At 58.1% G+C, this 22,106-nt stretch carries 21 protein-coding genes, 1 tRNA gene and 1 other RNA gene; 10 read left to right on the forward strand and 13 right to left on the reverse strand.

The genetic code is table 11. The features are described 5' to 3' along the window. The first annotated feature begins 13 nt into the window (after positions 1-13). Entirely contained in the window at positions 14-850 is an 837-nt protein-coding gene (gene panB / locus JDEN_RS07490) for a 3-methyl-2-oxobutanoate hydroxymethyltransferase (protein ID WP_041287862.1), read from the forward strand. A 63-nt stretch (positions 851-913) separates the two neighbouring features. Here the strand turns inward: panB and JDEN_RS07495 are convergent, their stop codons facing one another. Beyond that, on the reverse strand, positions 914-1,105 hold the full coding sequence (locus tag JDEN_RS07495; protein WP_015771767.1) for a hypothetical protein: 192 nt from the start codon (positions 1,103-1,105) through the stop codon (positions 914-916). Positions 1,106-1,279: 174 nt separating this feature from the next. On the opposite strand from JDEN_RS07495, the gene map reads away from it, so the two are divergent. Further along, complete coding sequence (gene map / locus JDEN_RS07500; protein WP_041288329.1) at positions 1,280-2,152, forward strand: type I methionyl aminopeptidase; 873 nt, start codon at positions 1,280-1,282, stop codon at positions 2,150-2,152. Further along, complete coding sequence (gene ppgK, locus JDEN_RS07505; RefSeq protein WP_015771769.1) at positions 2,149-2,964, forward strand: polyphosphate--glucose phosphotransferase; 816 nt, start codon at positions 2,149-2,151, stop codon at positions 2,962-2,964. Before map ends, ppgK begins: the two co-directional genes overlap by 4 nt. Positions 2,965-3,027: 63 nt before the next feature. Here ppgK and JDEN_RS07510 read toward each other — a convergent pair whose 3' ends face one another. From JDEN_RS07510 to rnpB, 3 genes are all read right to left on the reverse strand, one after another. Further along, positions 3,028-3,336 (reverse strand): STAS domain-containing protein, encoded by a 309-nt coding sequence (locus JDEN_RS07510; protein ID WP_015771770.1) that lies wholly within the window; start codon positions 3,334-3,336, stop codon positions 3,028-3,030. A 445-nt stretch (positions 3,337-3,781) separates the two neighbouring features. Beyond that, positions 3,782-4,096, reverse strand: coding sequence for a hypothetical protein (locus tag JDEN_RS07515; protein WP_015771772.1), 315 nt, complete (start codon positions 4,094-4,096; stop codon positions 3,782-3,784). Between the two features lie 142 nt (positions 4,097-4,238). Continuing rightward, positions 4,239-4,601, reverse strand: an RNA gene (gene rnpB / locus JDEN_RS13295) — RNase P RNA component class A. A gap of 139 nt (positions 4,602-4,740) precedes the next feature. Here rnpB and JDEN_RS07520 point away from each other — a divergent pair. After that, complete coding sequence (locus JDEN_RS07520) at positions 4,741-5,529, forward strand: YaaA family protein (RefSeq protein ID WP_041288331.1); 789 nt, start codon at positions 4,741-4,743, stop codon at positions 5,527-5,529. 17 nt (positions 5,530-5,546) lie between these two features. Here the strand turns inward: JDEN_RS07520 and JDEN_RS07525 are convergent, their stop codons facing one another. Together JDEN_RS07525 and JDEN_RS07530 are read right to left on the reverse strand one after the other, a co-directional pair. Further along, positions 5,547-6,275, reverse strand: a complete 729-nt coding sequence (locus JDEN_RS07525; protein WP_015771774.1) for a zinc ribbon domain-containing protein — start codon at positions 6,273-6,275, stop codon at positions 5,547-5,549. 45 nt (positions 6,276-6,320) lie between these two features. Then, complete coding sequence (locus JDEN_RS07530) at positions 6,321-7,211, reverse strand: Nif3-like dinuclear metal center hexameric protein (protein ID WP_015771775.1); 891 nt, start codon at positions 7,209-7,211, stop codon at positions 6,321-6,323. 130 nt (positions 7,212-7,341) lie between these two features. Between JDEN_RS07530 and JDEN_RS07535 the strand changes: the two genes are divergently transcribed. The 6 genes from JDEN_RS07535 (at position 7,342) to JDEN_RS07560 (ending at position 17,181) form a co-directional block, all read left to right on the forward strand. Further along, positions 7,342-7,418, forward strand: a tRNA-Val gene (locus tag JDEN_RS07535). Between the two features lie 231 nt (positions 7,419-7,649). Beyond that, complete coding sequence (locus JDEN_RS07540; RefSeq protein ID WP_015771776.1) at positions 7,650-9,215, forward strand: type I restriction-modification system subunit M; 1,566 nt, start codon at positions 7,650-7,652, stop codon at positions 9,213-9,215. Beyond that, the gene (locus JDEN_RS07545) at positions 9,212-10,408 is read left to right on the forward strand and encodes a restriction endonuclease subunit S (protein ID WP_015771777.1); all 1,197 of its coding nucleotides are present in this window, start codon (positions 9,212-9,214) and stop codon (positions 10,406-10,408) included. Before JDEN_RS07540 ends, JDEN_RS07545 begins: the two co-directional genes overlap by 4 nt. Continuing rightward, positions 10,405-13,509: a type I restriction endonuclease subunit R gene (locus tag JDEN_RS07550; protein ID WP_015771778.1), complete on the forward strand. Its 3,105-nt coding sequence runs from the start codon at positions 10,405-10,407 to the stop codon at positions 13,507-13,509. The genes JDEN_RS07545 and JDEN_RS07550 overlap by 4 nt, the downstream gene beginning before the upstream one ends. A gap of 70 nt (positions 13,510-13,579) precedes the next feature. Then, on the forward strand, positions 13,580-14,809 hold the full coding sequence (locus tag JDEN_RS07555; RefSeq protein ID WP_015771779.1) for a hypothetical protein: 1,230 nt from the start codon (positions 13,580-13,582) through the stop codon (positions 14,807-14,809). After that, entirely contained in the window at positions 14,803-17,181 is a 2,379-nt protein-coding gene (locus JDEN_RS07560) for an ATP-binding protein (RefSeq protein WP_015771780.1), read from the forward strand. The genes JDEN_RS07555 and JDEN_RS07560 overlap by 7 nt, the downstream gene beginning before the upstream one ends. Before the next feature lie 293 nt (positions 17,182-17,474). Here the strand turns inward: JDEN_RS07560 and JDEN_RS07565 are convergent, their stop codons facing one another. The 7 genes from JDEN_RS07565 to JDEN_RS07595 form a co-directional block, all read right to left on the reverse strand. Next, positions 17,475-17,741 carry a helix-turn-helix domain-containing protein gene (locus JDEN_RS07565; RefSeq protein WP_015771781.1) on the reverse strand — a complete coding sequence of 89 codons (267 nt, stop codon included), beginning with the start codon at positions 17,739-17,741 and terminating at the stop codon, positions 17,475-17,477. An 82-nt stretch (positions 17,742-17,823) separates the two neighbouring features. Then, a complete protein-coding gene (locus JDEN_RS07570; RefSeq protein ID WP_015771782.1) occupies positions 17,824-18,210 on the reverse strand; it encodes a nuclear transport factor 2-like protein in 387 nt (128 codons plus the stop codon). A gap of 55 nt (positions 18,211-18,265) precedes the next feature. Next, positions 18,266-18,877: a DUF1349 domain-containing protein gene (locus tag JDEN_RS07575; protein ID WP_015771783.1), complete on the reverse strand. Its 612-nt coding sequence runs from the start codon at positions 18,875-18,877 to the stop codon at positions 18,266-18,268. A 28-nt stretch (positions 18,878-18,905) separates the two neighbouring features. Beyond that, on the reverse strand, positions 18,906-19,553 hold the full coding sequence (locus JDEN_RS07580) for a TetR/AcrR family transcriptional regulator (RefSeq protein ID WP_015771784.1): 648 nt from the start codon (positions 19,551-19,553) through the stop codon (positions 18,906-18,908). A 42-nt stretch (positions 19,554-19,595) separates the two neighbouring features. After that, positions 19,596-20,720 (reverse strand): transaldolase, encoded by a 1,125-nt coding sequence (gene tal / locus JDEN_RS07585; protein ID WP_015771785.1) that lies wholly within the window; start codon positions 20,718-20,720, stop codon positions 19,596-19,598. A gap of 38 nt (positions 20,721-20,758) precedes the next feature. Continuing rightward, a complete protein-coding gene (locus JDEN_RS07590) occupies positions 20,759-21,238 on the reverse strand; it encodes a redoxin domain-containing protein (RefSeq protein WP_015771786.1) in 480 nt (159 codons plus the stop codon). Positions 21,239-21,308: 70 nt separating this feature from the next. After that, positions 21,309-21,722 (reverse strand): DUF3052 domain-containing protein, encoded by a 414-nt coding sequence (locus JDEN_RS07595; RefSeq protein ID WP_015771787.1) that lies wholly within the window; start codon positions 21,720-21,722, stop codon positions 21,309-21,311. Between the last annotated feature and the right edge of the window lie 384 nt (positions 21,723-22,106).

Consider the following 22,106-nt stretch of genomic DNA (forward strand, 5'->3'; position numbering starts at 1 on the left):
TCCTTGACACACAATGATTGGATTTCCTGTGACCACGCAACAACCCACCCGGCAACGCTTTCGCGTCCACGACTTTGCCCGCGCCAAAGCTGAAGCACGCCCACTGACCATGCTGACCGCCTACGACGGTCTTACAGCAAAAATTTTCGACGATGCCGGTATTGATCTGCTTCTCGTGGGAGACTCCATTGCGGACAATCTGTTGGGATATGACAACACCATCCCGGTCACCCTCGATGAAATGATCGTGGCCGCACGGTCCGTTGCCCGCGCAACACGGTACGCCATGGTCGTTGCAGACTTGCCTTTTGGTTCCTACGAGGCCTCCCCCCGCGATGCTTTTGTATCCGCATCTCGAATGCTCAAAGAATCTGGCGCCCAAGCAGTAAAGATTGAAGGCGGCGAACGCATCGCAGAACACGTGCGGTTACTGACCCAATCCGGTATCCCCGTTGTGGGCCACTTAGGACTCACCCCTCAGTCAGAACACATGCTCGGTGGGAAGCGTGTCCAGGCCCGTGATGACGCAGCCGCTGAACAACTCGCCAACGACGCACTCGTGCTCCAAGAAGCAGGGGCCTGCGCCGTTGTGTTGGAAATGGTTCCCGCCCATGTTGCCGCACGTGTCACCGAAATCCTTGCTGTCCCGACCATCGGGATTGGCGCAGGAACTGAGGTGAACGGCCAAGTTCTGGTGTGGACAGACATGGCAGGTATGACTTCGTGGTCACCACGGTTCGCCAAACAATTTGGGCAAGTCGGCCAAGCACTGACCGACGCCACCACTGCCTACATTCATGAGGTCCGGTCCGGTCAGTTCCCCGCACCCGAACACACATTCGAACGCTAACCCCTAGCGCATGCCACGACAACCGATGCGTCCAGCACACCTGTGCTGGACGCATCGGCCATGTTACGAGTGATCCGCCTCGTTCCACTTCTCGTCAGCTTCTTCCCACGCAGAATCACGCTGCTGGGCTCGATCTAACGCATGGCGCGCATCGTCAGCTGTGTCGTAGGGGCCCATCACATGGAACCACGAGAAAAACCCTCGCCCTTGCCGTACTTGCCCGGTTTTCGTGTTGTAATACCAGGACCCTGCCATGTCCACCTCTCCCTGAACCGCAGAACACACTGTTTTGCCTGCACGTTGTCACGCCTCATCGCACAAACCATCTTGCCGTGCGCCACCGATTGTTGCCTGTTCACAATCTGACCAGCGCGCCCCACGCCGCGCTCTGTCCCCCACCGCAGGAAGAACCACCCTAGAATGGTCTTCATGTCTGCGAAGCGCTCCACCCACGACCCGCTCACCCCTGGGACTGTCTCACCATGGCGGGCTGTACCTTCTCACATCACTCGACCCGAATATGTGGGAAAACCAGGACCAGCACAGTTCACTGGATCTCACATCCCCGCTCCCCACGTTCTTGAGAACATCCGGATTGCTTCACGCATCGCCGCGCAAGCACTACGCGAAGTGGGCAACGCTGTGCGCCCAGGCATCACCACGGACGAACTCGACGCCATCGGCCACGAATTTCTCCTCGACCACGGCGCCTACCCTTCCACACTGGGGTACCGTGGCTTCCCCAAATCCTTGTGCACCTCACTGAACGAAGTGATCTGCCACGGCATCCCCGATTCCACCGAATTAGTTGACGGCGACATCATCAATATCGACATCACAGCGTTTATCCACGGTGTCCACGGGGACAACAACGCCACTTTCCTTGTCGGTGACGTCGACGAGGAATCACGCCTCCTGGTAGAACGCACCAAAGAAGCACTCAACCGTGGAATCAAGGCCGTCAAACCGGGACGAGAAGTTAACGTCATTGGGCGTGTCATTGAAAAGTATGCGGCCCGTTTTGGTTATGGGTCAGTGCGCGACTACACCGGACACGGTGTGGGAGAGGCCTTCCACACCGGCCTCATCATTCCGCACTACGATTCTGCGCCACTGTACGACACCGTCATGGAACCCGGAATGGTCTTCACGATCGAACCCATGCTGACAATCGGCACCATTGATGCCGATGTCTGGGATGACGAGTGGACTGTTGTCACCAAGGACCGCCAACGGTCCGCACAGTTCGAACACACAATGGTCGTCACTGAAGACGGCGTGGAGGTATTAACACTGCCATGAGTAAACCCACTGTCGGTTTTGGCATCGACATCGGCGGAAGCGGCATCAAAGGCGCTCCCGTTGACCTCACCACCGGTGAGTTCCTTGCTGATCGCGTACGAATCCCAACCCCAGACGCATCCACACCCCAGGCTGTGGCCGCGATTGTTGGTGAGTTGTGCTCCGAATTCACCATTGATGATTCCACACCGATTGGGGTGGCGTTTCCTGGGCCCATTGACCATGGGGTTGTCCGTATGGCGGCGAACCTTGATGACTCCTGGGTGGGCGTCAACATTGAACAACAACTCAGTGATGTCCTGGGCAGACGTGTTCACGCCGTCAACGACGCGGACGCAGCAGGGTTTGGGGAAGCAACATTTGGTGCAGCCCGCGATGAGACCGGCGTGATCTTCCTTGCCACCCTTGGCACAGGAATTGGTTCTGCTCTTATTGTCGAGGGGCACCTAGTTCCCAACACTGAGTTCGGCCACCTGGAAATTGATGGGTTTGACGCAGAGTCCCGTGCCGCCGATTCAGCGCGTTCACGCGAAGACCTTGACTGGGAGCAGTGGGCCACGCGCCTACAACGCTACTTCTCCCATGTAGAACTTCTCTTGTCCCCTGACCTGTTTGTTGTCGGCGGTGGGGTCTCTAAACGGCACGAAGAGTTCCTTCCGCTCTTGTCCCTTCGTGCACCGATCATTCCAGCGCAGCTTCTGAACGCTGCTGGTATTGCTGGTGCCGCAGCGTTTGCTGCCGACCGACTACGGTATGAGCGAAAGACCGCGAAAAGGTCAAAGAAGGCTCACAAGAAGGAGAAGAAAGGCTAAACCATCAAGGAAAGGGTGTCCGCGGCCTGGACTCCGCGGACACCCTTTCTTTGCCGGTGGCTACTAGGCCGCTTGTGTTGAGCGGATGTGCGCCGGTGCCCCCACCACAGTGATGGGAATTCCTGCTTCCTTGCATGCATGCACTGTTGCTGCGATGAAGGACCGTGCAATGGGATTTTTCTCGGCTGCACCTGTCACATCGAGTGTGACTGGGCGGGCTGCGATCAGCACTGTAGCCAGAACACTACTTGCTTGATCTCGCGCCGACATGGTGATTGGTTCATGAAGCGAAATGACGCTACGCCCCGCAGCCACCGTGCATTCGATGGCGCCTTCTTCTTGAAGTAGGGTGTCGTTCACGCTCTGCGTCATATTCCTCTCCCCGATCACACCTGTGGGACCAAGTCTACTTTTACCCTAATCATGGTAAAGCCAGTTTGCAAGAACTTTACCCAAGCAAGTTTCGTTTCCTGCTTCATTCATGTACCCATGCACCCCATCATGACACGTCAGGCCAAGAAAATCGTCACATTCGCAAGCAAATCTCTACGGCGGGTTGACGACCTGCGGGTTTCCTCGTGATTTGGTCAATTTTTCGCCCGTAGGCACTGAGCCATGGATTGCAAACCTGGGCACCGCCTTGACGGCAACCGTGACCAAAAAAAGGGGGCCCCGGGTCGCGCATCCCGGGGCCACTACTCACTTTATGTTGGCGGCAACCCGATCCTTACACCCGCCAGTCCACCAGTTTTCTATGACCCCACTCACAGTGAACGGCTATTTGTGCCGTGGCTGTGAAAGCCAGAGTTTCCCCCTGCTAGGCCCCGTTCATCCACTCGTTGACCTGGAGCACTCCGACAATGGACAAGATCACGCCGACAACAGTGGAGATAATGATCGCCCACCCAATAATCGTCCACGGAAGAAGAAACGACGCAATCTTTGCGAGCCTGCGATTGCGTGTTCTTTCCAGGGTAATGAGTTCACTGAAACCTTGACGCAGAATCTCGTTCTGGTGCACCTGGAGCGCGTGCTCCTCCGTCTGGGGAAACTGGCCGGTGGCCGGTCCATGTGGGGCTTGCCCGGTCCCGGTCGTCTCAGGGTGGTCGGAAAACTGGTGCGGTGTACTCACGATGCGCCTCTCTGACAACTGGTAAACGAGAACACCATACGCCCGCTAACACCAGTAGCGAGCCAAGAGAACGCGGGGAACAACAAAGTTCATCCCCACAGGAGACATGAGGTGGCCAAGACTTATACACGGTGCGCGAAGACGGATGAGACGACCGATACGCCGGGTTCTGTCCCTCATGGTGATCACTCACCGAAGGTGACGGCCATCCATCTCGACGGTGCGTTACCGCATCGCTCTAGCAGCCTACCCGGACACTCAACGAGCAGCGTCATTGTGTCCTGTCTGGCCTTGCTCCAGGTGGGGTTTACCTAGCCACGCCAGTCACCTGGCATGCTGGTGGTCTCTTACACCACCGTTTCACCCTTACCCACACGTGGTGGGCGGTCTGTTTTCTGTGGCACTTTCCCGCAGGTCACCCTGGGTGGGAGTTACCCACCACCTTGCTCTGTGGAGCCCGGACGTTCCTCAGGAGCATCGCTCCCGCGGCCGTCTGGTCGTCTCATCCGCCTCTTTAGCGTACTGGGTGGCAGTCACGATTCGCACCTTGCCTTGTGTGACCTGCCTTACCGCCCTGTGGCAATTGTCCTGCTCAGCACCATGGTTGCGCATACTCTGTCTGCCAGCACAGGTATCGTGGCATGGTGTTGATCTTGCTTCCCCCCTCCGAAGGAAAAACCCCCGCACCCAGTGGGGCACCCGTTGACCTTGACTCACTTGTGGCTCCACAACTGTGGGCGCCTCGATCAGAGGTTCTTCACCAGTTGCGCCGCGTGTCCGCGCAACCCGATGCGCTGTCTGCTTTGGGTGTTGGCCCCTCCCTTGCCGGTGATGTTGCCCGCAACATCACCCTCGCCGATGAGCCTGCAGGGCCAGCAGCGCAGGTGTACACCGGGGTCCTTTACACCGCGGCCCACCTGAATTCGTTACCCGCCCATGCGCGTGTACGCGCCCACGACAGTGTGTTGACGTTGTCTGCACTGTGGGGGTTGGTACGGCCTGATGACCGCATCCCCGCCTACCGATTGTCCATGGCCACCAAACTCGGTTCGCTCGGGGCGTTGGCCGCCTATTGGCGCCCGCACCTGGCCCCCATCCTTGAGGAACGCTGCGCTGGTGATGTCATGATTGATGCGCGGTCAGCGGCGTATGCCAACGCATGGAAACCGCCACAGTCAGCGTCAACCCAATGGGTCACTGTCAAAGCGTTCACTGAGATCAACGGGGTTCGCAAAGCAGTGTCACACAATGCGAAACATGCGCGTGGTGTGCTCACTCACCATCTTCTTACCCGAACCGAGGCTGCTCCAACCACAGCGGACGAAGTGGCGCAAGCGGCCTCCACCTGCGACCACTTCCTTGACGTCACATTGCGCCAAGGACCTGGGGTGAGTTGGACCCTGGAACTCCTTGTCCCCTCCCCCACCCAGTGACCCCTGCACCCTCGATGCTAATCGCGAACCAGGATGCGGCCACACTCTTCACACCGCACCACACTCTCAGCAGAAGCAGAACGAATCGCGTCAAGATCCCCCGCATTCAAGTCAAGACGGCACCCACCGCACTGGCGCCCCTCAAGTAACGCAGCGCCCACCCCGCCACGGCTGGTGCGGATCTTCTCGTATAACGCAAGGAGCGCATCGTCAATCCCGGCAACGGCGTCCTGCCGGCGCGCGGTGATCTGCGCGATCTCCTGGTCGATTGCCGCGAACTGGGCGTCCCGGTCCTGCTCAGCATCCGCGAGCGCACTGACTAGTTGAGCGTGGGCGTTTTCCACTGTGCCCAGCGCTTCTTGGTGTGCTTCAAGGCGTTCCATGACGTCGATTTGGACGTCTTCGAGTTCGGCTTGGCGTGTGGTGAGGGAGGTGATTTCGTGCATGAGCGCTTGCGCGTCTTTCGCGGACACTGCACCTGTATCGAGGCGTTGCTGGTTACGGGTGAGGCGGGTGGTGACTTGGGTGACGTCGTCTTCGGCTTTGGTGAGTTCGCGGGTGAGGTCGCTGGCGCGGGTGCGGGAGTGAGCGAGGGCTGTTGCGGTGTCCTCGAGGCGGGACTGGAGTTCGGTGATGGTCGCCAAAACCTCAAGGGTGTTGCGTTTGTGGCGCAGTTGGGTGAGGTGGGTGTCCAGGCTTTGCACGTCAAGGAGACGGCGTTGGTCGGCGACGGGGGCTTGTGGCATGTGAGGTCCTTGAATTGAGTGGTGTGGTGATGGGCGGCGGGGGTGTTACTGGCTGTGGTTGGGTGCAGTGACCCGGGTGGTCCACGGGTCGGTGTTCAGTGTGGATACCCACGTCTCCATGCTATATCCCTGTGCGCTCATTGCTTGTGTCACGGCGTGGGCGGCGCCGGTCAGCCACGGCCATTCTGAGGCGAAGTGTGCTGTGTCAATGAGGTAGGGGGTGTCGCGCGGGGTGGCCCCGGTGGTGGCACGGTGTCGGGCTGCTTCACGGGCGTCAAGCGCGTCATGGTGTTTGTAGTCTGAGGTGATGTACACATCCGCGTTGGCGTTCACAGCGGAGGCTAACAGTGACGCCCCAGACCCACCCAACACCGCGACCCGCTGCACACGGGCACCCAGATCACCAGCGACCCGCACCCCTTGAGCGGTGGCAGGAAGCGCACTGGCGATGCGCTGGGCCAGTTCGTTCAGCGTGACACTGGCTTCCAGCTTCCCGATGCGCCCCAACCCGCAGGTTGGGTCGTTCGCGTCCGGCACCAGCGGGGTGGTGTCCTCCAGGCCAGCAATGGTGGCAAGAGCGTCCGCAACCCCACCAGGGGCGGCGTCCGCGTTCGTGTGCGCAGAAAACAGGGCACACCCCCCAGCAATGAGTTGGTGAACCAAGTGGCCGCGGTCGGTGTCCGTCGACACCGAATGAACCGGTGAAAACAAGAACGGGTGGTGCGTGACCAACAGGTCAGCACCCCAATCCAACGCTTCCGTGATGGTCGCATAGGTGGCATCCACAGCGAAACAAATACGCCGCACCGGGGCGGTGCGGTCCCCCACCGTGAGACCAACATGATCCCAATCCTCCGCAAGCCGAGGCGGGTACAAACCCTCAAGGACGTCAATAACCTGACCAAGGGTCGCTTCGTTCAGTTGGTCGTGTGTCATCCCACCAGCCTAACGGCCACCCCCATGTGGTGCGCATTACTCTCATCCCGTTAGGCAATGCCCGGTCACACCAGGTAAAGTTTTCTTCGTTGTCACACACCGCCCACCAGCGGAACACCCTGTGTGACGCGGGCCTATAGCTCAGTTGGCTAGAGCGCCACGTTTACACCGTGGATGTCGGGGGTTCGAGTCCCTCTGGGCCCACCAGAAAACTCTTCATCACAGCACATCGTTAAGGTCGGAACCACCAGGTTCCGGCCTTTGTTGTTCTTCCGGGGGCTATGGTGTTTCGGTTGATACGGTCTGGTCGGTTTGTTCCGCCTGTGCGGAGTATGTCATGCGCGGCAGGTCGTGGCTTCAGTGTCAGTCAGTGCCGCTATTGTTAACCACAGAACTCAATCATTGCTGCTTGACCTGCACGGAGGAAACAGTCCAACCATGAGCCCGACCACAAAAGAATCCCAACGAGCAGAGCTTCACAAAACCATTTGGCGGATCGCGAATGACCTTCGCGGTAGCGTCGATGGCTGGGACTTCAAAACCTACGTGCTCGGTATGCTCTTTTACCGGTTCATCTCTGAGAACCTCACGGCCTACCTCAACAAGGCGGAACATAAGGCTGGTGACGCCAGCTTTGACTATGCTCGACTTCCCGATGCTCAAGCTGAGTTTGGCCGCAAGGAGACCGTTGAGGAGAAGGGTTTTTACATTCTTCCTTCGGATCTCTTCCAGAACGTTCGGCGTAACGCCGCCACTGATCCTAACCTCAACGAGACGCTGGAGCGGGTCTTCAAAGATATTGAAGGGTCAGCGCTCGGCACGGAAAGCGAAGGCGACCTCAAGGGCCTGTTCGACGACCTTGACGTGAACAGCTCCAAGCTCGGTAACACGGTGGCCAGGCGTAACGAGAAGCTTGTGAAGCTCCTTGATGCGATCGGTGACCTCCCGCTGGGCAATTTTGAAGATAACTCGATTGACCTGTTTGGTGACGCCTACGAATACCTCATGCAAATGTACGCCTCACAGGCTGGTAAGTCCGGTGGCGAGTACTACACGCCGCAGGAAGTCTCTGAGGTGTTGGCGCGGATCGCGGTTGCTGGCAAGAAGCGTGTCAATAAGGTGTATGACCCGGCGGCAGGGTCAGGTTCGCTGCTGCTGAAGTTCGCGAAGGTGCTCGGCAAAGAGAACGTGGGTGGGTTCTATGGGCAGGAAATCAACCTGACCACGTACAACCTTGCGCGTATCAACATGTTTTTGCATGACGTGAACTATGAGAAGTTCTCACTCGCTCATGGTGACACCCTCACTGACCCGCAGCATTGGGATGATGAACCGTTTGAAGCGATCGTGTCCAACCCGCCGTATTCGATTAAGTGGGAGGGTGACGCGAACCCTCTCCTCATTAACGACGAACGCTTCGCACCAGCAGGTGTGCTTGCGCCGAAGTCAAAGGCTGACCTTGCCTTCACGATGCACATTCTGTCGTGGCTGGCCGTGAATGGAACAGCAGCGATTGTTGAGTTCCCTGGTGTGCTCTACCGTGGTGGCGCTGAGGCGAAGATCCGCAAGTATTTGGTTGACAATAACTATGTTGACGCGGTGATTCAGCTGCCACCAGATTTGTTCTTTGGAACCACGATCGCCACGTGCATTATCGTGTTGAAGAAGTCCAAGGCTGACAATGCGGTGCTTTTTGTTGACGCTTCGAATGAGTTCAAGCGAGTGGGCAACAAGAACAAACTCCTGCCCGACCACCAAAAGAACATCCTCGATGCTCTTGAGCAGCGTGTTCCTGTCGACCACCGTGTCGCACTCATCTCGAATGAGGAGATCGCCGCGAATGACTACAACATTGCCGTGTCCTCGTATGTTGAAGCCGAAGACACACGTGAAGTCATCAACATCACCGAGCTCAACGCCGAGATCGCCCGCATTGTCGCCCGCCAAGCCGAACTACGGACATCCATTGATGCCATCGTCGCCGACCTGGAGGGCACCAAGTGAGCCACATCGACGAACTGGTAGCACAGTACTGCCCAGTAGGAGTCGAGCTTCGCGAGATTGGCGACGTGATCACTGCGCTCCGTACGGGACTGAACCCGCGCACGAACTTCAAACTGAACACTCCCGGATCAGCCAATTTCTACGTGACCGTCCGTGAGCTAGGCGGCTTCGTGATCCGCTGTTCGGACAAGACTGACCGCGTGGATGACGCTGGTCTCGAGGTAATCCAACGGCGTTCCAAGTTGCAGGCGGGCGATGTGCTGTTCTCTGGCACAGGAACGATCGGGCGCACTGCATTGGTGGATCAGCTGCCGGGAGACTGGAATATCAAGGAAGGTGTTTACGCGCTCACACCGCGCCCCGACCTAATCGAGTCACGATTCCTCATCTATGTCCTCCACTCATCGCTGGTCCGAAATCGCATCTTGGCTCAGGCTGATGGATCAACCGTGGCGAGCATCTCCATGGCGACGCTTCGACGGATCCGGATTCCCGTGCCACCGCTGGAGGTTCAGCGTGAGATCGTGCGGATCTTGGATCAGTTCACTGAGCTGGAGGCGGAGCTGGAGGCGGAGCTGGAGGCGGAGCTGGAGGCGCGTAAGCGCCAGTACACCCACTACCGCTACAGCCTCATATTCGGCGATACGGACAATGCCCGTGAAAGGGTGCGCCTGAAGGACGTTTCGACGTTCAAGCGGGGAACAGCGTTCACGAAGCGACAAGCACGCAAGGGGCAATATCCAGTGGTTGCCAATGGACCAGAACCGATTGCCTACCACGATGAGTTCAATCGGGATGGTGAGTTTCTTGTGATTGCACGGTCGGGCGCGTACGCAGGAGCAGTTACTTACTGGCACGGACCGACGTTCTTGACTGATGCGTTCAGCATACATCCAGACCCACAGCACCTCGATCTGCGGTATGCGTATCACCTCCTGACAGCGATGCAGACTGAGCTGCACGGAATGAAGGCAGGGAGCGGTGTCCCTCATGTGCGGGTGCGTGAAATTGAGGAGCAGCAAGTAGCAATCCCGAGTCTTATAGTGCAGCAGAATGTATCCGCGCGGCTCGATGACTTCGACAGACTCGTGAACGACATCAGTGTGGGCCTTCCGGCCGAGCTAGCTGCACGTCGCAAGCAGTACGAGTACTACCGGGATAAGTTGCTCACTTTCGAGGAGGCGACACCATGATCGACGCAGTTGCACGTAAATACGATCCGATTGCGGTTTCGGCCGAGAGCACCGTCGTAGCCGAATACATCCCAGATGCGGCATCGCAGGCGGCGTACCAGTCAGAGTCAGCGCTCGAGCAAGAGCTGATACGACTTCTCGAATCTCAGGCATACGAGTACCTACCTGTCACATCTGAAGAACAGTTGGTTGCGAACCTTCGTAGTCAGCTTGAGGGGCTCAACGGCATCACGTTCACCGATTCGGAGTGGGAGCGGTTCTTCACCACAAGCGTCGCAGGCAAGAATGACGGCATCGTTGAAAAAACAGTCCGTATTCAAGAAGACCACGTTCAGATCCTCAAGCGTGACGATGGTTCAACGAAGAACATCACGCTCCTAGACAAGAAGAACATCCACAACAACCGTCTACAGGTCATCAACCAATACGAGATTGGCAGCGGCGAAGGGGGCGCAAACTACGCCAACCGCTACGACGTGACCGTCCTAGTCAACGGCCTCCCCATGGTGCACATCGAACTCAAACGCCGAGGCGTGGATATTCGCGAAGCGTTCAACCAGATCAACCGCTACCAGCGCGACAGTTTCTGGGCTGGCTCCGGTCTGTTCGAATACGTGCAGTTGTTTGTGATCTCCAACGGCACGCTCACGAAGTACTACTCCAACACCACCCGCTCCTCACACCTAAAAGAAGCCGCCAAACCAGGTAAAGGCCGGAAGACGTCAAACTCCTTCGAATTCACCTCCTGGTGGGCAGACGCACAGAACAAACCGATCACAGACCTGACCGCGTTCGCAAAAACGTTCTTCGCGAAACACACCCTTCTGAACATCCTCACCCGGTACTGCGTCCTCACAGCCGACCGACTCCTGCTAGTGATGCGGCCGTATCAGATCGTTGCAACAGAGCGGATCCTGCAGCGCATCGACGTGTCAATCACACCAGGTAATAACAAGCCGCTCGGTACCACCGCAGCCGGTGGTTATGTGTGGCACACAACCGGGTCAGGTAAAACCCTGACGTCATTCAAAACCGCGCAACTCGCATCGAAAATGCCAAGCGTGAACAAGGTGCTGTTCGTGGTCGACCGCAAAGACCTCGACTACCAAACCATGCGCGAATACGACCGCTTCGAAAAAGGCTCCGCAAACTCCAACACCTCGACCGCGGTCCTGAAGAAGCAGCTCGAAGACCCGAACGCACGGATCATTATCACCACAATCCAGAAACTCGCGAACTTCATTGCCGCCAACAAAGGGCACGAGATTTACAGTGGGCACATTGTCCTGATCTTCGATGAATGTCACCGCTCACAGTTCGGTGACATGCACACTGCGATCACAAAAGCGTTCAAACGCTACAACCTATTCGGTTTCACCGGCACACCAATCTTCGCCGTCAACGCAGGCTCTGGTGGCAACCCGCACCTAAAAACCACTGAACAAGCGTTCGGTGACAAGCTCCACACCTATACAATCGTGGACGCCATCACCGACAAAAACGTGCTGCCATTCCGCATCGACTACGTCAACACCATCAAAGTTGGCAATGTCACCGACGCCCAAGTGTCCGCGATCGACACCGAACGTGCGCTGCTCGCCCCCGAACGTATCAGCGAAATCGTCAAATACACGCTGGAACACTTCAACCAGAAAACCAAACGCACCTCAAGCTACGAGCATTCTGTGGTAACAAACGTTGCCGCATCCACACGCGCACAACGCCAAGCAGAAGCAGTTCGGGAACGTCGGCGAGTACGAGGCTTTAACGCGATCTTCGCAGTCGCATCCATCGACGCAGCACGCCGATACTACAACCACTTCCAAGTGCAACAAGACGAGTTACCTGCAAGCCAGAGGCTAAAGATCGGTTTGATCTATTCCTACGGGGCTAACGAAGCGGCAGACGACAGCATCATCGATGATGAAGCATTCGACACGGACTCGCTGGGAGTCGACGCCAGGAACTTCCTGGAACACGCCATCCAGGACTACAACGACACGTTCGGCACCAGTTATGACACCAGTGCCGACAAATTCCAAAACTACTACAAAGATCTCTCTCAGCGGCTCAAAAACCGTGAGCTCGACCTCGTCATCGTGGTCAACATGTTCCTCACCGGATTCGACGCCACCACCCTCAACACCCTGTTCGTCGACAAAAACCTCCGTGCCCACGGGCTAATCCAGGCATACTCCCGCACCAACCGCATCCTCAACTCGGTGAAAACCTACGGCAATATCGTGGCCTTCCGTGACCTTGAGGAAGAAACCAACAAAGCACTTGAACTTTTCGGCAACAAGGATGCGCGCGGCATTGTCCTCCTCAAACCATACGGGGACTACTACACCGACTACGCGGAAAAAGTCACAGAACTCCTCGACCGGTTCCCATTAGGTCAACAAATCATTGGAGAGGAAGCCCAGAAGGACTTCATTGCCCTGTTCGGTGCGATCTTGCGCCTCACCAACATTCTGACCTCATTCGACGACTTCTCCGGCAATGAGATCCTCACCGAACGGCAATCACAAAACTTCCGAAGCGTCTACCTCGACCTCCACGCCGAGTTCCGGAAAAACAACGACTCTGACAAAGAAACCATCAACGATGATGTTGTCTTCGAAATCGAACTGATCAAACAAGTCGAGATCAATGTTGACTACATCCTCATGCTCGTCGAAAAATACCGCACAACCCACGGTGACGGCGACGACAAAGAATTACGCACCGAAATCTCACGCGCCGTTGACGCCAGCCCATCACTACGCAACAAACGAGACCTCATCGAAGAATTCGTGGACCGAGTCACAGTTGACGGAGCAATCGATGACGAGTGGCAAGCATTCATTACTGCACGCCGTGAGGCCGAGCTTGAGGCGATCATCACCGAAGAGAACCTTCGCGGCGACCACACACGAAAATTCATCGACACCGCGTTCCGCGACGGCACAATCCGCACCAGCGGCACCGCGATCACCAAAGTTCTCCCGCCCGTCTCACGCTTCAGCGCAGCCGGCGGACACAGGGAAAAGAAGCAACGCGTCATCGAGAAGCTCGGCGCGTACTTTGAGCGGTTCTTCGGGCTTGGGAAGGCAGAGTAATCATAGTGGCTGCGATGCGACCCGGTGCAGATCAAGCTGCTCGACAGCCAGAAAGTTTGCGAGGTGACGCATGACTGATTTGTTCGCACGCGGAGAACTGCGTGACTTCCTCTCGAAGCGCCTGGCTAGCGTGAAACGGTCGCTCGAGACCATGCCGGAAGACGAAGTACTCGCACGCTCTACCGACGACCTCGTTTCGCAACTTGTGGAGTCGGCCGCGCTCGACGCCCTAAGCGTTGGTGCCGATGCAGTCGACGGCGGCGTTGCTGAGGTGACGATCGAGCGATACGACCAGTTCGACCGGGCCTACTACAAGTCACCTGGGTTCCGAATTCACGCCGTGTTTGAGCTCACCGGAGACACCGAACTCCTTCACTACGCGCCGTCAAAACGCCTCCTCACGCGATTCGATGCACAGGTTGGCAACGGCACAATCACCGTTCGCATCGAACAGCCTGGCTCAGCACCCAATGCCGACGCAGCTAAGCAGGCCATCGATCGTGAGATTGGCAAGATTCGGACGATGGCGGGTCACTCCACGCGCGACGTTCAGGCGTTCAACCAAGGGCTTGATCGGCAGTTGCGGCCCGCCATCGAGAGCCGGAAGAAGCTCCTACAGGACCGGCGAGACCTGGCTGGGGCACTCGGCTTTCCCCTGAAGAAGAGGAGCGATGCTCCCGCACAAGTTCCCTTCAAGCGCAAGGGGATGGGAGTTCAGGGGACCACGAGGCAATCGCACCGGACCCCTTACCGCGACGAGCCTGCGCTTACAGAAGCGCAGTACGAAGACGCCATATCGGTGATTTCATCCGCTCTCCTGTCAATGGAGCGAACGCCTTCTGTTGTCGCAGGCAAGGACGAGGAAGAACTCCGCGACTACGTGTTGGTGATGCTGAACGGAACCTTCCAAGGGGCTGCGACCGGGGAGACATTCGTAAAGTCGGGCAAGACCGACATCCTCGTCAGGGTTGAAGACCGGCACGTCTTCGTCGGCGAGTGCAAGTGGTGGAAGGGCTCGAAGGCGCTTGGCGCCGCGATCGACCAGTTGCTCGGCTACATGCCGTGGCGCGACGAGAAGGCCGCGCTGATCATATTCATTAACAACAAGGATGCCAGTGCGGTGTTCGACAAGGTGGATACGGCCGTGCGTCGTCATGCGGCGTACAAGCGCGTCGGATCCAGTTCGTCAGATCCAACCAAGCGGCTGAATCACATTCTCGGCCACCCCGACGACCTGGAGCGCGAGATTCAGCTCGCCGTACTCTTCGCCGTCCTACCGATCGGGAGCGACAAGTGCTGAGACGTATCGAATCGCTTTCAAGCGCGGGAATCTTCGAAGACTTCCGCTGGGACGCGACAACGCCCGACTTCGAGAGAGTGAATCTGATCTACGGCACGAACGGTGCCGGCAAGACTTCATTGTCTCGAGCCCTCGACGGCCTCACACTAGAGCGCGGAGGCTTCGCGAACGCATCGATACGGATGTGCAGCCCGGACGGAACATCTGAACGCACGAGCAACAAACAGCACGACGCAGAGTTTGAACGGCTATTCGTGTTCAGCGACGCCTACGTTGAACGCAGCCACAACTTCGATGGCGATACCGAGTTGGCTGCGGTGCTTACGCTCGGTGATCAGACTGTCGAAGATGAGAAACGCATCGCGGAACTGCGCACATTGATCAAAGACGCGGAGGATTCATTGCCCACTGCGAGCGCCAATGCTCAAGCTGCGGAGCGAGCACTGGAGACGGCGTACATCTCTATTGCTCGTGGGGTCGTTTCAGCGCTGAGCCGAGCGGGCAAATCCTACGCGTCCAATAGTAACTACAGCAGTCGCATGGTGAAGACCCGCTTCGCCGGTGATCGCTCCGCATGGGTGCTCCTCCCGGACTCCGATCGTGAGGCAGCACTGGCAACCGTCAACTCCGACGAACGTCAGAGAATCGCCCCACGCACGTTCTCTCTTCGAGCACGCGATGACTTGCCGACCGAGGCAGAGGCCGCGCTCACGGCCTCGCCGGTGTCCGAGGTGCTCGACACCTTGCGTGCCCACCCCCACGCTGCGAGTTGGGTCGAAGCTGGGCAGGGAATCCACACAGAACTCGACCAATGCATCTTCTGTGGAAGCGAACTGACCGATGAGCGCAAGGCAGCGATTGAACGGCACTTCTCAGACGAAGTGACAGTGCTACAGCGCAAGCTTGATGGGCTCATCGAAGAGGTTGAAGGCATGCAACGTAGCCTCAGTGGACTCCTCGGAGATGGCTCCCTCGCTTCCGGGATGTTTGATGACCTGCGAATAGCGTTCGAGCGAGCACATGCGGAGGCGCTGAATGAGGCGTCGGTCATGAGCACCTGGCTAGATGGACTCCGCCGCGCTCTTGAACAGAAGCGCAAGAACGTCGTAGCCGTAGTCGAGTACGTAGTCAGCGGAGCGCCGAGCGTCGATGGCGCCGCCCTCGAGAAGTCCATTGCCGACCACAACGGCCGGGTCGACCGTCACGCGACTCTTGTCCAGGAAGCTGCCAAGAAGGTCGAGCTCCATCTTCTCAAGAGCGCAGAGAGCGAAGTCGACAATCTCGTCGCCAGCGCTGAAAGCGCTGTGAAAGCCAAGTCTGAGATAGAGGCGAAGACGCAGGGGTACCGCGCAGAGGTCGCGGCGCTGGAGAACGTTGAGGGCGATCCCCTTCCTAGTGCAGAGGTGATGGCTAAGGAGCTCACGCGAATCCTCGGCAGGAACGAGCTCTCATTTGAGTTGCTTGCTGACGGCAAGCACTACCGCGTGACTCGTCATGGCGAGCCCGCACGCGGCTTGAGTACGGGGGAGCGAACGGCGATCACCCTCATTCATTTCCTCGAAGCAGTGAAGCGCGCGGATGCACAAGGGGGAAAGCCAGTCGTGGTCATCGACGACCCGGTATCGAGCCTCGATAGCGGATCGTCGATGGGTATCTCGACCTACATCTGGAGCGAGGCCTTGTCGAAGGCGCACATCGAGCAGATTTTCCTCCTGACGCACAACTTCGAGCTCTTCAGGCAATGGGACATTCAGATTGATGGGCTAAAAGGTGACCGCGGGCCGCGCAACAAGCACGGTTTCCGTTCGAACACCTACGAGCTCATCGCGCCCTACCGCGATGTGCGTGGAACGCTGAAACGAAGCCCGAAAATCATCGCCTGGCCGCCGAACGAAGTTGCGCGAAAGAAGATCCGTTCGGCGTACCATCACGCCTTCCTGACCGTCGCGCGAGCGCATGTAGCCCTTCGTGAGGACTCGTCGATGGAGAAGAAACTCGACGCATTGCTCCTGTACCCGAATGTGCTGAGAAGGATGCTTGAGACGTTCATCGCTTTCAAGAAACCGGCATCAGTCAGAGACTTCACCGGAGCGATGCGGTCGATGACGGACAGCCTCGCAGCCGAAGGGTACGGGGGTGATCCGGACGCACTACGTCTACACCTCACCCGATTTACGCACGCGAACTCGCACTCCGAGTCCCCCGAAAGTGACGTGGCCATCGACCCGAACGAGATTGACGCCGCGATCGCCGCGGTATTCACGTTCATGTATGTCATCGATGAAAAGCACTTCGAGGGCCTCTGTGAAGTCCTAGGACTCGAAGCCGGCGAGCTGCTGCTGACTACTCCGGCTGCGACACAAGAGCCTTGAGCATTCAGAACAGCCCCTGAAGAGCCGCAGGAGGTAGTGGCGTGAGCCGCTCGCTGTCTGACTTGCACGCACTCTCCGATGATCAGTTGATCGCTGAGCACGATGAGCGCGCACAACACACCGTCGTTGGCACAAACTACTAAGTCGAGGAACTGAGTCGGCGCGCGCAGGAGTGTGACGCCAAGGCGATGCGTGAACTCGCTGAGGCGAGTCACAGACTCGCCGTGCGGACATTCTTGCTCACTGTGGCGAGCACGGTGCTCGCGGTCATCGCCGCGTCCGCCGCTCTACTCCTAGGACGCTGATCTCCGCTCATGTGCACCTCGAATCTGCACACCCGCACGGAATAGGTGGGTCCGAATCGTTTGCGCGCCAAAACCGAGGAGCGCGCCGAGCGCAGCGAGTGATTTGCCTGACTTGTACAGAGCGCGGGCTTGATCAAGATCACTTTCCGTCATGTAGTGCGCTCGGACGGGCACGTCGTGACGATCGAGGATCGCGGTCGCGCGGAAGGCGCGGGATCGGCAACCCATCGTCCCGGCTCCAACAGGGGCGAGCATTTTTCGGACTCCCACTCAGAGAGGTCCACCAGAAAACTCTCCATCACCGCACATCGGGGCTGAGCATTCGCCGGTGATTAGCCTAGTTGGGTGATTCGATCCAGTAGCTTCGTAGTTCTGCGATCTTGGATGTTTTCGCGGTGCTAGCAAAACGGAACACGTGACTGAAACTGATGCGTCTGCTCCCAGCTTCAATGTACCCATCGCAGGAGGCAAGACGCCCGTGTGTGATCACTGAGATGACCTCAACGCGTTCGGGAGTCATTGGTGGAATCACCTCAGTCAGGCTCGCGTCTGCAGTCAAAGTCGCCCGACCAATAACGTCCCAGTGTGCGCCATCAGTGAGCCATTCTTGGAGGAAGTCAGTGTCCCCTTTGGCCCAGTGCACGGCAAACTGTCCAACAATGTCGATTCGTGGCGCGTTACCGCAGTCGGTGGGGAGCGTCACGTGCATGGTTGTACCTTTCATATTGCGGTGTCCTCGACGTAAGGAACACCTTCGTGGCGTGGCACCAAACCCGGTGTTAGTGCAATGACTCGTCTGGTGGGGTTATCCGCCACTTGTAGAACGGCACTTCAAGTCCGGCTCGGGTAGGTGCACACAGGAACGGGCCTGCGGTCACATGGTCGCGTGCGTCGAACGGGAGGACGCGCACTAACTGCCAGTTGGTGCCCTCACGGCGTGCCCGGATTGTGAGTGCATTATTGGTCCAGCTCACCCGGAATGTCACGCGAGTTGACCCCCACTGGGGTGCGGGTGACGCAGACCAGTCCGACTTCCCGTTGGTCACCACCGCGCCGATCTGGGGTACCCCGTCAGCGAACTCGATCCCCGCCTTTACCCACTGTTCCTCGGACACCTTGACGAAGATCCCTGCCTGGTCAAACTGCTGGGTGAACGGTGTACCACACTCCACCTCCATCGCAGTGCCTGGGGCAAACGGTGCAACGAGTGCGTGTTCTGTGGCGTGCACGAACCCGTAGGAGGTGTGCCGCCACGCGTCACTGCCCTCCACCGCTTCCGCGAACAAAACCCCGTCAGGTGACACACGTGTGGCCGCTGGTCCGTGTGTCCACGCCCCCGCCGACCAATCCAGGTGTTCGATCGTGTTGTCGGGATATGAGATCTGGGTCACGGTGATGATCCTACCGTGTGTGTGACCGTCAGGGTTGGGGGGAACAGTTTAGCCCGCAGGTCAGTAACGAATTGAGGTGCGCTCGGAACGCATCAGCCATGGAGAACTGCGATTCGCTTCCGTCCGCGGTGGTGAGGAGCCATTGGAGTTGTAGTCCATCCATGACCGCAATGATGGTGCGTGCCGCGCTGTGCGGGTTAACGCCTTCCCTGAGTTCGCCACGTTGTTGGTGCTGCACAAGTTCGTCTTCCACAACGGTGACAAGTTGGTCATACCGGTTGAGGAAGTACCCGTGCGCCGGGTGAGCTGGTGAGGTCGCTTCCGCTGCGAGCGCGGTGAACAGTTCAATAATGGGGCGGCGTTCACTGTTGCGTTCCATGAGGTGGATCATGGCTTGTAGGCGGGTGCGGCCGGTGTCGCGTTCGGCTTGGACCACGGTTGCGTCTTCGTGGTCGCGGCGTTCGAGGACGGCTTGGAGGAGCGCTGTTTTGGTGGGAAAGTGGTGGAGCATTCCGGGGTGGGACATTCCTGCGCGTGCGGCGATGTCTCGCAGTGATGCCCCATGGAAACCGACCTCGCCGAATAGTTCCATGGCGGCGCGAATAATGTCAGTTTTGGCTTGTTGTCCTCGCGGGGTTCCCATGGCGGGTTGGTTGTTGGTGTCCACGGCGATCATGCTACCAGCGGTAACGTGTGGGGGTGGGATGATGTCGCGGGGTCATGGGTTGGGGGTGAGGGTTGCTTGTTGTGTCTCAATGGTGTGGAGGAGTTCGTTCCAGGACGCGGTGAATTTTTCCACGCCTTGTTCTTCGAGCACGGTGGTGACGTCGGTGAGGTCGACACCGAGGTCGGCGAGCTGTTCGAGTGTGGAGTAGGCGTCGTCGTAGGCGCGGATAATGGTGTTTCCTCGCACTTCGCCGTGGTCTGCGAATGCGTTGAGGGTGGCGCGGGGCATGGTGTTGACCACGGATGAGGCGACGAGCGCTTCAACGTAGAGGGTGTCTCGCAGTTGTGGGTCTTTGACTCCTGTTGATGCCCACAGGGGCCGTTGGAGGTGTGCGCCGTGGTCGAGGAGTTCGAGCATGGTGGGGCTGGAGGCGTAGGTGGTGAATGCGTCGTAGGCGATGCGTGCGTTGGCGATTGCCACTCGTCCCATCAGTGATTGTGCGCGTGGGTCGTCCAGGTGTGTGAGGCGGTTGTTGACTTCGGTGTCGATTCGGGAGACAAACAGCGATGCGACTGACCGGATTGTGCTGAGGTCGCGGCCTGCGTTGTGGGCTGCTTGGAGTCCGGCCAGGTAGGCGTCGATGACGTGCCGGTAGCGTTCCACGGAGAAGATGAGGGTGGCGTTGACGCTGATGCCGTGGGCGATCACTTCGGTGATCGCGGGGAGCCCTTCATTGGTGGCGGGGATCTTCACCATCACCCCTGGTTTACCGACGCGTTGTGCAAGGTCGATGGCTTGGTCAATGGTTGCTTGTGTGTTGCGGGCCAGCAGCGGTGACACTTCAATGGAGACTCGACCGTCTTCACCTTGTGTGCGCTCATACACCTCGTGAAGGACGTCGCACGCCTGGGCGACGTCCTCGACCATGAGTGCGAACGCGGTGTCCTCTGCGGGGTGACCTGCCGATGCGCGCAGCGCGTCAGTGTATGCGTCGCTTCCGGCCACGGACTGGGCGAAGATCGTGGGGTTGGTGGTCACCCCGACAACGTGACGCTCCGTGACCAGGTGGGCCAGGTCACCGCTTCTCAGGTGATCGCGTGAGAGATCGTCAAGCCATATGCTGACGCCTTCTGCACTGAGTTTCGCGGTCGTGGAGGTGTGCGATGCAGTGGTCATACCGTCAGTCTATGAAGCGTTGTTGCTGATCGCACTCGCTACGGCAAAAAAGTTGCTGACCCAGGTCTCACCACGTCAAGCGCATCGAGGTGCGTGTCAAGGTCGCGGCTTTCGCCGCGACCGACACGTGTGGACCACCGCACAACACCTGTGCCATCAAGCAGGAATGAGCCGCGATGCGCGAACCCGTCAGTCTCGTCAAAAACACCAAAGGCCCGTGACAGGTCACCGTGTGGCCAAAAGTCTGACAGGAACACTCCGGAAAACCGGTTCTGCTCCGCCCATGCTTTCAACGAGAACAGCGGGTCGCAGGTGACGAACACCAAGTCCACTCCCGCATCGGAAAATGCAGGGAAACGGTCCGAGAGCCCGCCCACCTCGCGGTGACACACCGGGGAGAACGCGAACGGGAGAAACACCAGGCACATGGGCCGTGGCATCACACCGCCCACAGCAAACGGTGTGCCATGAGTATCGCGCAACACCCGTTGGGCTGGGCGCGCCCCCACACCAATCACAGCGCCGCCACAACTGTCAGCACAGACGGCAACAGGTCCTTCACAAAGCCGTGGTCACAAGGACACACGCTCAGCGCCCACGACCACGGTGCGCGAGCTTCGTTGCCGACCAATCCTCAGCAATTGACAACGTCGACATCGGGTGCAAGCCAGCAGTCGACGCGGCTTCTTCGATGTCTGAGTGCGGAACATGACCATCACGGCCAGGTTTTAATGTCAACAACCAAATCGATGCACCATCGTCAAGAACCGTTTGAACGTCCACGAGAGTGTCAGTGAGGTCACCGTCATCCTCACGCCACCACACGATCACACCATCAGTGACGTCGTCGTAGTCCTCATCAACAAGTTCATTACCAACGAGTTCCTCAATCTCTAGGCGGAGGTCATCATCGACATCCTCACCCCAACCGTACTCTTGGACAATGTGCCCAGGGGCGAAACCCAGACGATCAATCTGGGAGGAACCAGCAGTCGCTGCCACAGTTGTATGTATCCTTCCGAACGTTGTGAGAGGTGACGTACTCACCTGTGTTGCCAACTTAACGCATGGTGGCACACCTTGTCGCCGTCCACACGCATGATTAGCCTACTATTGAACCTCTTTATTGCGTACTGGTCCACACCACTTCACCTGACCAAGTCCCACCAACACCGATACGCTGAGAAGTGACGTCTCCTCCCCCAACTCTCCCCAGAGCGTGTCCCAAACCACACGTAACAGGGTCATAGTTGGTGGTGTCAGCAATATCACGCACTCCCACCCCCGTTCACGCTGGAAAAGGGGGACCGAACGTGACAAGAATGAAAACAAACCGGTACCCATGCGAGCTGACCCAACTCACTTGCTCCCCAGGGCCGGGTAGGC

The organism is Jonesia denitrificans DSM 20603, assembly GCF_000024065.1.
Classification (GTDB): domain Bacteria; phylum Actinomycetota; class Actinomycetes; order Actinomycetales; family Cellulomonadaceae; genus Jonesia; species Jonesia denitrificans.

Coding starts and splice junctions, on each gene's coding strand:
- JDEN_RS07555 (WP_015771779.1), top strand. CDS start 13,580: ATGACTGATTTGTTCGCACGCGGAGAACTGCGTGACTTCCTCTCGAAG.
- JDEN_RS07530 (WP_015771775.1), bottom strand. CDS start 7,211: ATGACACACGACCAACTGAACGAAGCGACCCTTGGTCAGGTTATTGAC.
- ppgK (WP_015771769.1), top strand. CDS start 2,149: ATGAGTAAACCCACTGTCGGTTTTGGCATCGACATCGGCGGAAGCGGC.
- tal (WP_015771785.1), bottom strand. CDS start 20,720: ATGACCACTGCATCGCACACCTCCACGACCGCGAAACTCAGTGCAGAA.
- JDEN_RS07540 (WP_015771776.1), top strand. CDS start 7,650: ATGAGCCCGACCACAAAAGAATCCCAACGAGCAGAGCTTCACAAAACC.
- JDEN_RS07565 (WP_015771781.1), bottom strand. CDS start 17,741: ATGCTCGCCCCTGTTGGAGCCGGGACGATGGGTTGCCGATCCCGCGCC.
- JDEN_RS07525 (WP_015771774.1), bottom strand. CDS start 6,275: ATGCCACAAGCCCCCGTCGCCGACCAACGCCGTCTCCTTGACGTGCAA.
- JDEN_RS07570 (WP_015771782.1), bottom strand. CDS start 18,210: ATGAAAGGTACAACCATGCACGTGACGCTCCCCACCGACTGCGGTAAC.
- JDEN_RS07495 (WP_015771767.1), bottom strand. CDS start 1,105: ATGGCAGGGTCCTGGTATTACAACACGAAAACCGGGCAAGTACGGCAA.
- JDEN_RS07510 (WP_015771770.1), bottom strand. CDS start 3,336: ATGACGCAGAGCGTGAACGACACCCTACTTCAAGAAGAAGGCGCCATC.
- panB (WP_041287862.1), top strand. CDS start 14: ATGATTGGATTTCCTGTGACCACGCAACAACCCACCCGGCAACGCTTT.
- map (WP_041288329.1), top strand. CDS start 1,280: ATGTCTGCGAAGCGCTCCACCCACGACCCGCTCACCCCTGGGACTGTC.
- JDEN_RS07550 (WP_015771778.1), top strand. CDS start 10,405: ATGATCGACGCAGTTGCACGTAAATACGATCCGATTGCGGTTTCGGCC.
- JDEN_RS07580 (WP_015771784.1), bottom strand. CDS start 19,553: ATGATCGCCGTGGACACCAACAACCAACCCGCCATGGGAACCCCGCGA.